The sequence below is a fragment of the Acetobacter orleanensis genome (assembly GCF_001581005.1).
GTDB classification, from domain to species: Bacteria; Pseudomonadota; Alphaproteobacteria; order Acetobacterales; family Acetobacteraceae; genus Acetobacter; species Acetobacter orleanensis.
Map to the genome: position 1 here is coordinate 66,624 of NZ_LHZV01000054.1, position 8,991 is coordinate 75,614.

The window sequence follows — 8,991 nt, forward strand, 5'->3', positions numbered from 1 at the left end:
CGTATGCCTTCTGAACAAACTCTCTCCGCCGATGTTGTTATTGTAGGGGCTGGCGTTGCCGGTGCCTCTATTGCGAATGAACTCGCCCGGGCTGGCATTTCCGTCATTGTGCTGGAAGCTGGCCCGCGTGTGGACCGCCAGCATTTTGTGGAAAATTTCCGTAATCTGGAAAACAAGCCCTCCTATCAGGGGCCGTTTCCGGCGGTGCCATGGGCCAGACATCCGCCTAACCAGATGACGCCGAATGACTACCTGCACACGTCAGGCCCGAATGCGGAAGCCTACCAGCAGGTTTATCTGCGCATGATGGGCGGCACCACATGGCACTGGGCTGGGTGCGCATGGCGCTATCTGCCGTCTGATTTCGAGCTGAAAACCCGCTACGGGCAGGGGCGCGACTGGGCCTTGAAATACGAGGATCTGGAGCCGTTCTATTATCAGGCGGAAGTTATGATGGGCGTGTGCGGCCCGGACCCGGCCAAGGAAGACCTCGGCTCTCCGCGCAAGCAGCCCTATCCGATGGATGCGCTGCCTATTTCCTATGCCGCGCAGCAGTTCCGTAAGCTGATTGACGAAAAAACGCCGTGGCGCGTGGTGCATGAGCCGCAGGCCCGCAATACCCGCCCCTATGATAGTCGCCCCACGTGTGAGGGCCACAATAACTGCATGCCCATCTGCCCCATTGGCGCAATGTATAACGGCAGCTATTCCGTATACCATGCGGAGGCGGCCGGGGCGAAGTTCATCCCTAATGCTGTGGTGTATAAAATTGAGCGGGATAGCGCCAACAAGCGCGTTACGGCCGTGCAGTATTATGACCCGGATAAAAATTCACACCGCGTGACCGGCAAATATTTTGTTATTGCCGCGCACTGTATTGAAACAGCCAAATTGCTGCTGGTTGCTGCGGATGAGCAGAGCCCGGATGGTGTTGCCAACAGTTCCGGCCATGTGGGCCGCAACATGATGGACCATACCGGCGTGCAGGTCACGTTTATCAGTGGCGACAAAGCCCTCTGGCCGGGCCGCGGCCCGCTGGAGACAAACGTGATCGACAATTTCCGTGATGGTGACTGGCGGAATGAGCGCGGCGCGTATCTGGTGCATATGGTGGATGACAATCAGGTGGATTTTGCCACCCAGCTTGCCATTTCCAAAGGTTATGTCGGGCGGGAGCTGGAAGAACAGATCCGCTATCTGGCTTCCCACACCGTGCGCTTGTTCAGCCATAACGAGGCCTTGCCAGACCCGGAAAACCGGCTAACGCTGAGCAAGACCAACAAGGATATTCTCGGTATTCCGCATCCGGATGTTTATTATAAACTTCCTGATTATACCGTGAAAAGCTGTGAGCACACCCGTAAGGTGTTCCGGGAGTTGATCGGCCTGATGCATGGTGTGGATGAGCAGTGGACACCGGGTTACTTCCCGCAGGACCACCCCTCGGGCAGTACCATCATGGGCACAGACCCGAAAGATTCCGTGGTGGACGGCCAGTGCCGTACGCATGACCATGAAAATCTCTTCATTGCCAGTTCCTCAGTTTTCTCAACCGTGGGCACAGGCAATATTACTCTTACGGTCGCAGCGCTTGCGCTGCGTGTTGCAGACACGCTGAAAAAAGAACTGCTTCATGCCTGATTTCAGAACTTTCCTATGGTCCGCCCTTGTTGCCGGAACAGCCCTCAGTGGTCTCGCTTTCTCTCCGGCGGTGCTGGCTCAGTCTCAGTCTCAGTCTTCTGACAAGCCTGCTGCTCAGCCCACGGTGCCCGCCCCTGTGGCGGATGAGGGTAAATCCACAGCCGGGTCAGATGTTAAAACATCCGACCCTACACCTGCCTCTGAAAAACCGGCTCCGGCCGGAGAGGCCGTACCCGCTGCCAACGAGCCGCCTGCTCCAGCCACGTCCGCGCAAGCCGGTGCTGCGGTTCAGCCTGAGAGTGCCGAGGCAGACCTCGCGCGCGGTGCCTACATTGCCATGGCGGCGGACTGCGTGGCCTGCCATGCCAAACCGGGCGGCAAACCTTTTGCGGGTGGTCTGAAAATTGCCACCCCGATGGGGGACGTGATTGCCACAAACATCACCCCGGACCCTGAACACGGCATTGGCCATTATACGGAAGCAGAGTTTGAAAACGCGGTACGCCATGGCGTGCGGAATGACGGTGCCTATCTGTACCCGGTCATGCCGTATGTGTCCTACGCAGGCATGACGGATCAGGACGTAAAAGCCCTGTATGCGTGGTTCATGCATGTTGTTAAGCCGGTTGCGGATGCACCGGAGGAAACCAATCTGGTTTTCCCGGCCAGTCTGCGCTCCGCCATGGTGGCGTGGAATTTTGTGACTAGCAAGGAACAGCCCGAAACGGGGGATTCCAGCACGTATGATAAGCTGCGCCGTGGCCGGTATCTGGCCAATGCGCTGGAACATTGCGGCACCTGCCACACCCCGCGCAATTTCATGTTGAGTGAAAAGCAGGATCATTATTTGGCCGGTGGCTCTCTTGGTGCGTGGTACGCCCCTAACATCACGTCCAGCAAAACCGGCGGTATCGGCAACTGGAGCGAGGATGATCTGGTCGCCTATCTGCGCACCGGCCATGTGTCTGGTCGGGCACAGGCCGCAGGCCCGATGGGTGAGGCCGTGGAGCACAGCACCAGCCACCTGACGGATGAAGACTTGCACGCGCTGGCCGCCTTCATCCTGAAGGTTGCGCCTATGGATGACGATGCAGACCACACCGCTCGGGATGGCTCCGGCAAAGCACTTGATGTGCCGGATATCCGCACTAAAGGCCCGCAGCGGATTGATGATCTGGCGGAAATGGACGGCCCACATCTCTATGATGCCAACTGTGCCGCTTGCCACGGCGCAGATGGAGCCGGAACGCGGGATCATTACGTGCCGTCCTTGTTCAACAACTCCACAGTAGGAGCCGGGCGGCCTGACAATCTGATTATGACCATTCTCAAAGGGGTGGATCGTACGGCGGGTAAGAATCATGCCTTCATGCCGGGGTTTGATGGCCAGTCCAACGTGCAGCGCCTGAGTGATGCGGAAATCGCCGCACTGGTGAACTACCTTACGACCACATTCGGCACGGGCGATTTGCATGTGACCCCGGAACAGATCAAGGCTCTGCGGAACGACGCACCGTCTGAGACCTCACCGAATAAAAATAAATAATCGACGCTTACATAGGCCGGACCTCTGCTCCTTGGTCCGGCCTTCCGGCCGATAATTCCTCGGCGGCAGAACAGCCTTGTTCAGAAAGCCCCCCTTACGACTTGAAAAATACCCCGGTTATGCGATGGTCACCCGCATGATGGTGTCCCGCGAGGGATGAAAAGGGAAGAACGGTGCGCAGCTCTGGCTGCAAGGCCGTCGCTGCCCCCGCAACTGTAAGTGATTGCAGGGTTTGCTGTGGACCTAAGCTCTTTCAAAGAGGGGAGGTCCACGCCACCGGCTCCTCCGCGCCGGGAAGGTGGGCGAACCCGCAGGCTGCATGGTGACTCACCACGCAGACCTGCACGACACGAGCCAGGAGACCTGCCATCATCCGCGCTGCCCGTGAGAGGTGTGTGGTGTCTGAGGTGTCGTGTCCGGCGGGGTGCCCGGAAGGCGAGGGTGCGCTTGGGCTTGGATTGGGGCTTGCGCATCACTCCTGTGCCCGCAGGAGCACCGGTTATGCACTCCGTTTAAGTGCCGTGCCGTTATGGAGCGGTGCCTGATCGGGAAAATTTTATGCCTGCGTCTGTCACGCATTCAGCCTCTCCCCCTGCTTCTCCTTCCGCCGTGGCGGAAGGCCCGGTGCTGTATGTCTGCACCACCTGCCGTCGTGGTGGACCCTCTATGGAGCATCCACCCGGCGCGCAACTGCTGGACCGCCTGCATACGGTGCTGGAAGACAGTCCCCAGTCCATCACCCTGCGCCCTGTTGCGTGTCTGGCCGCGTGTGACCATGGATGCACGGCGTCCATTTCTATGCCGGGTCGCTGGACTTGGCTGCTCGGGAACCTCGGGCCGGAAAAAGCGGAAGACCTTTTGGCCTACGCGCAGCTTTATGCCGCGTCCGCCAAGGGGACCGTCATGCCCTCGCGGCGTCCCGCCTCACTTTCTGATATGATTTTGGGCCGCGTGCCCGCCATTGAACAGGAGCCGTCATGACCGGTTTAGCTGCCCGTGTGCCCGTTACCATCATCACCGGCTTTCTTGGTGCCGGAAAAACCACGCTGCTGCGCCATATTCTGCAAAAAGCGCAGGGCCACCGCATTGCCGTGGTGGTGAATGAATTTGGCTCTCTGGGCATTGATGGAGAAATCCTGCGCGGTTGCGGTGTGGAAGGATGCCGGGAGGAGGATATTGTTGAACTCACCAACGGCTGCCTGTGCTGCACCGTGGCGGATGACTTTCTGCCCACAATGGAAGCCTTGCTGGACCGCGCTGACCCGCCAGAACATGTGGTGATTGAAACGTCCGGCCTCGCTCTGCCCAAACCGTTGCTGAAAGCCTTTGGCTGGCCCACCGTGCGCAGCCGTATGACGGTGGATGGCGTGATAACCGTGCTGGACGCCCCCGCCGTAGCGTCCGGCCGCTTTGCGGATGACCCGGAGGCTGTCGCCAAGCAGCGCGAGGCCGATCCCTCACTGGATCATGACAACCCTCTGGCCGAAGTGTTTGAAGACCAGCTCAACGCGGCGGATCTGATTGTTCTGAACAAGACAGACCTGCTGGACGCCGCGCAGCTTGATGCGGTGGAAGCGGAGATCAAAACACTCTGCCCGCGCCCGGTACGCATTATCCGCGCGCAGGATGGCAAGGTGGACCCCTCCGTGCTGCTGGGGCTTGGGGCACAGGCGGAGGCCGATCTTCAGGCTCGTCCGTCCCACCATGATGCGGAAGATGGCGAGCACGAGCATGATGATTTTGAAAGCTTTGTGGTTACGGTCCCCGAGCAGCTTTCCGTGGAACGTTTCCTGACACTGTTGCAGGATGTTGCCACCCGGTATGACGTGCTGCGTATGAAAGGCTTTGCCACCGTGCAGGGCAAACCCATGCGTCTGGCCGTGCAGGGGGTGGGCACGCGCTTTCGGCATGAGTTTGACCGCGCGTTGACCCCGCAGGATAGCCGCACTGGCCGCATTGTGGTGATCGGGCAGAAAGGGCTGGATGAAGCCGCCATTACCGCTGCCCTCGCTGTAGACCCAGCCTCCGCTTCCGCAGGTTAAGCGGGCAGGGCCGCCGCCATGCACCTCCTCGTGCGGGAAAACAGAACGCTTGATGAGCAGGACGTGGCGGAAGACCTCGACCTGCCTCCGGCAGAGCTTGTTGTGCTGTCCTTTACGGAAAGTGACCTGCTCGGTCTGCTTCATGCGCAGGAGGGGCTGAAGGCCGAACAGGAGACTGCGGGGGCAGGGGCTCCGCCATCTCTTCAAGTTACCAGTCTGGCGCGGCTGCGCCACCCGATGTCGGTTGATCTGTATCTGGAAACCACGTTAGCGCAGGCCCGCTGTGTGGTGGTGCGGCTACTGGGCGGGCTGGACTACTGGCGTTACGGCGCGGAGGAACTGGCGGCATGGTGCCGTGCGCATCAGGTGCCGCTGGCTCTCCTGCCCGGAGAGGCCATGCGGCAGGGGACTGATGCGCCCGCACAGCATCCGACAGCACAGACATCGTCCACACTTATGCCGGATGATAGTCGTCTTGCGGAGCTTTCAACGGTTCCTGCGGAAATCCGTCAGCGTCTGAACGGGTTTTTCCAGTATGGCGGTCCCCGTAACATGGCGCATGCTCTGCGCCTGATGGCCAACATTGCCGGGCGTTGCCCGGATGACGGCACACAGCCTGAACCCCTGCCACATTGGGGGCTTTATCGCACTGTGGCTGCGCTGCCGGTTGTTAAAAGAACAGCATCCGGCAGGATAGATCAGAATACCATGAGCCTGCCACAGGGCCATACAGTGCGGGCAACGCTGGTATTTTACCGTGCGCATCTGATGGTAGGGGATATTGCAGCACTTGATGCGCTGGCAGACGCGCTTGCCGCAGAGGGGTGTGCGGTGGAGATGCTGTTTGTCACCTCTCTCAAAGATCCTTCTGTGGCCAGAGGTGTTGCGGAGGATCTACAAAAATCACAGCCGGATATCGTGCTGAACGCCACCCTTTTTTCATCCAGAAATCAGCAGGGGCAGTCCGCTTTAACGGGCACTTGCGTCGGCACGGGCACTGGCACTAGCGCGCCCATCCTGCAACTCCTGCAACCGGGGGCCACGCAAGCGGTATGGGAACGCAGTCCGCGCGGGCTTTCCCGGTCAGACCTCGCCATGCAGGCGGTGTTGCCGGAACTGGATGGCAGTATCGCCACTCTTCCCATTTCCTTCAGGCAGGAAGCACCGCCCGGTCAGCCTGCTGCCCGCCAGCCTTATCTGCCCGGCATCCGGCACACCGTAGCGCGGGCGCTGGGTTGGGCGCGGCTGCGGCATCTTCCAGCAGACCAGAAGCGGGTGGGGGTTATCCTGTCGGATTATCCGGGGGCCGGGCTTGCGCGGGAGACGGGGCATGTCGCCCATGCAGTCGGGCTAGACGGTTTTGCCAGTCTGGCCTCCATCCTTACCCTGTTGCGGGCGGAGGGGTATTATACGGGGCCGGACCCTCTGCCAGATGCGCAAAAACTAACGTCCCTACTGGCACAAACTGCGCCACGGCCTCTGCTTTGTGTTGCCACTTACCGTGCTCTTGCGATCAGCTTGGACGCGTCTTTCATGGCCTCCGTTACGCAGGCATGGGGCGAGCCGGAGCAGGACCCGTGTGTGCAGGACGGCGTTTTTCACCTGAGGGCGTTGGATGTAGGGCATCTTACCCTCGCCGTGCAGCCGGACCGGGGGCGGCAGGCGGACCGTAAAGCCCTGTATCATGACCCGGATACACCGCCCAGCCACGCTTATGTTGCGTTTTACCTGTGGTTACGCAATGTGCGGCGGCTGGATGCGCTGGTGCATCTGGGCACCCATGGCACGCTGGAATGGCTACCGGGCAAGGCGGCAGCCCTGTCCGCCGCCTGCGCTCCCGCCGTGCTGACGGGTGCTCTGCCGATTATCTATCCCTTTATCATCAATAATCCGGGCGAGGCCGCGACGGCCAGAAGGCGGCTGGGAGCTGTCACTATCGGGCATATGACGCCGCCGGTTCGGCAGGCTGATCTTTCACCAGATATGCAGGCGCTGGAACGGCTGATTGATGAATACGCCGAGGCCGATGGTCTGGACCCGCGCCGGGGTGCTTTGCTTCGTAAAGATATTCTGGAAAAAGCAGAGCAGACTGGCGTTCTTGCAGAAAGCGGTGTCCGTCCCGGTGAGGAGGGTGAGGCTGAAGCTCTCGCACGCCTTGATGCCTATTTGTGTGATGTGAAAGACCTGCAAATCCGTGATGGATTGCATGTTTTTGGGCAACCTGCTCCGGCGGAGAAAGAACTTGTCCACGCCATTTATCAGGCTAGCCTTCCGCAAAACCAGACGGTCCAAAGCGGTAAAGGCAACGCCCAAGAAAACTCTGAAAAACAAGGGGTTTTGAAAGAGATTATTACAGACCGTATCCGTCAGAGTGGTCCGGCGGAAGCCAGTGCGCTGCTTGCGGCATTGGCAGGCCGGTTTGTTGCGCCCGGCCCAGCCGGTGCGCCCACACGCGGGCGGCTGGACGTGCTGCCCACAGGCCGGAACCTGTTCACGCTGGACCCACGCGCGCTGCCCACACCATCCGCAATGGTTCTGGCGGAGAAAATGGAAAAGCTGCTTCTGACACGGCATAGGCAGGAACAGGGAGAGCCACTAACCCGTCTGGTTATGGATCTATGGGGTTCAGCCAGTATGCGGACAGGGGGTGAGGATATGGCCCTTGCCCTCCGGCTGATGGGTGTCACGGTGCAGCGGGCCGCAGGGACGGGCCATGTCAGCGGGTTTGAAATCATCCCGCTGCCGGAGCTTAACCGCCCAAGAGTGGATGTGACCCTCCGTATTTCCGGCCTGTTCCGAGATGCGTTTCCAGACCAGATCGCTCTGTTTGATCAGGTGGTCAGTGCGGTCGCCAGCCGTCGGGAAGCCGCAGAGTGGAACCCACTGGCCGCTAGTGTGCAGGGGTTGGAGGGGGAAGCCCGGACCCGCGCGACCGCCCGTATTTTTGGCGCGGCGTCCGGCACGTATGGCACCGGGCTGGAGGAGGCCCTGCAAAACGGCACATGGGCAGACGTATCCGCGCTTGGGCAGGCGTGGCTGGAAGGCTCCGCATGGACGTACGGCGGCGGGCGGGACGGCGGGCAGGATTCCGCGGCCCTCGCGACATTGCTGGGGCAGGCGGATGCCGTGCTGCATGTGCAGGATCATGCGGAAACCGACATGCTGGAAAGCTCGGAAAACGCAGCGCATGAAGGAGGTTTGGCGGCCGCCGCCGCAGTCCTTGGGGCCAGTCCGGCTTTGTGGCATGGGGACACCTCCAAGCCCGACACGCCCCGCCTACGCGCCACAACACAGGAAGTGGCGCGGATTGTGCGTGGGCGTCTGGCCAATCCTCGCTGGATTGAGGGGATGCAGAAGCACGGCTATGCGGGGGCGGCGGAACTGGCGCGAGGGCTGGAAGCGTTACAAGGTTTTGCTGCCACCCTGCCGCAGCGGTTTGACCAGCAGTTTGACATGGTTTTTGCGGCCACATTAGGCAATGAGGCCTGTAGCGCCTTCCTTGAGCGGACCAATCCGGCCGCGCACGCGGAGATGCGCGCGCGCTTTACGGATGTCTGGCAGCGCGGCTTGTGGCATCCGCGAGGTAACAGCGCCGCACAGGTTCTGGAAGGCGGAATGGCCCCGGCGTTGCGTCCTGCTTCCTCAACTGCCACGCCGCTTTCGCAACATTCGGTGGCGCGCTGTTCTTCGTCGGGGGAACAGGCCTCGTCCTCTATTCCGCAGGCCTCACTTCCAAGACCGGCCCTATACGGGCGGGGGGGG

At 60.6% G+C, this 8,991-nt stretch carries 5 protein-coding genes and 1 riboswitch; all 5 genes read left to right on the forward strand.

All coding sequences use genetic code 11. The annotated features are described in order from the left end of the window. Positions 1–3: 3 nt before the first annotated feature. The gene (locus AD949_RS04745; RefSeq protein WP_048835555.1) at positions 4–1,641 is read left to right on the forward strand and encodes a GMC family oxidoreductase; all 1,638 of its coding nucleotides are present in this window, start codon (positions 4–6) and stop codon (positions 1,639–1,641) included. Further along, complete coding sequence (locus AD949_RS04750; protein WP_048835554.1) at positions 1,634–3,187, forward strand: c-type cytochrome; 1,554 nt, start codon at positions 1,634–1,636, stop codon at positions 3,185–3,187. Before AD949_RS04745 ends, AD949_RS04750 begins: the two co-directional genes overlap by 8 nt. A gap of 123 nt (positions 3,188–3,310) precedes the next feature. Continuing rightward, positions 3,311–3,572: riboswitch (cobalamin riboswitch) on the forward strand. 173 nt (positions 3,573–3,745) lie between these two features. Next, positions 3,746–4,168, forward strand: coding sequence for a DUF1636 domain-containing protein (locus tag AD949_RS04755; RefSeq protein ID WP_048835631.1), 423 nt, complete (start codon positions 3,746–3,748; stop codon positions 4,166–4,168). Then, positions 4,165–5,229, forward strand: coding sequence for a cobalamin biosynthesis protein CobW (gene cobW / locus AD949_RS04760; protein ID WP_048835553.1), 1,065 nt, complete (start codon positions 4,165–4,167; stop codon positions 5,227–5,229). The genes AD949_RS04755 and cobW overlap by 4 nt, the downstream gene beginning before the upstream one ends. Before the next feature lie 18 nt (positions 5,230–5,247). Continuing rightward, positions 5,248–8,991 (forward strand): cobaltochelatase subunit CobN (gene cobN / locus AD949_RS04765; protein ID WP_082786033.1); only part of this gene is annotated, 3,744 nt, incomplete at its 3' end.

Coding starts and splice junctions, on each gene's coding strand:
- AD949_RS04755 (WP_048835631.1), top strand. CDS start 3,746: ATGCCTGCGTCTGTCACGCATTCAGCCTCTCCCCCTGCTTCTCCTTCC.
- AD949_RS04745 (WP_048835555.1), top strand. CDS start 4: ATGCCTTCTGAACAAACTCTCTCCGCCGATGTTGTTATTGTAGGGGCT.
- AD949_RS04750 (WP_048835554.1), top strand. CDS start 1,634: ATGCCTGATTTCAGAACTTTCCTATGGTCCGCCCTTGTTGCCGGAACA.
- cobW (WP_048835553.1), top strand. CDS start 4,165: ATGACCGGTTTAGCTGCCCGTGTGCCCGTTACCATCATCACCGGCTTT.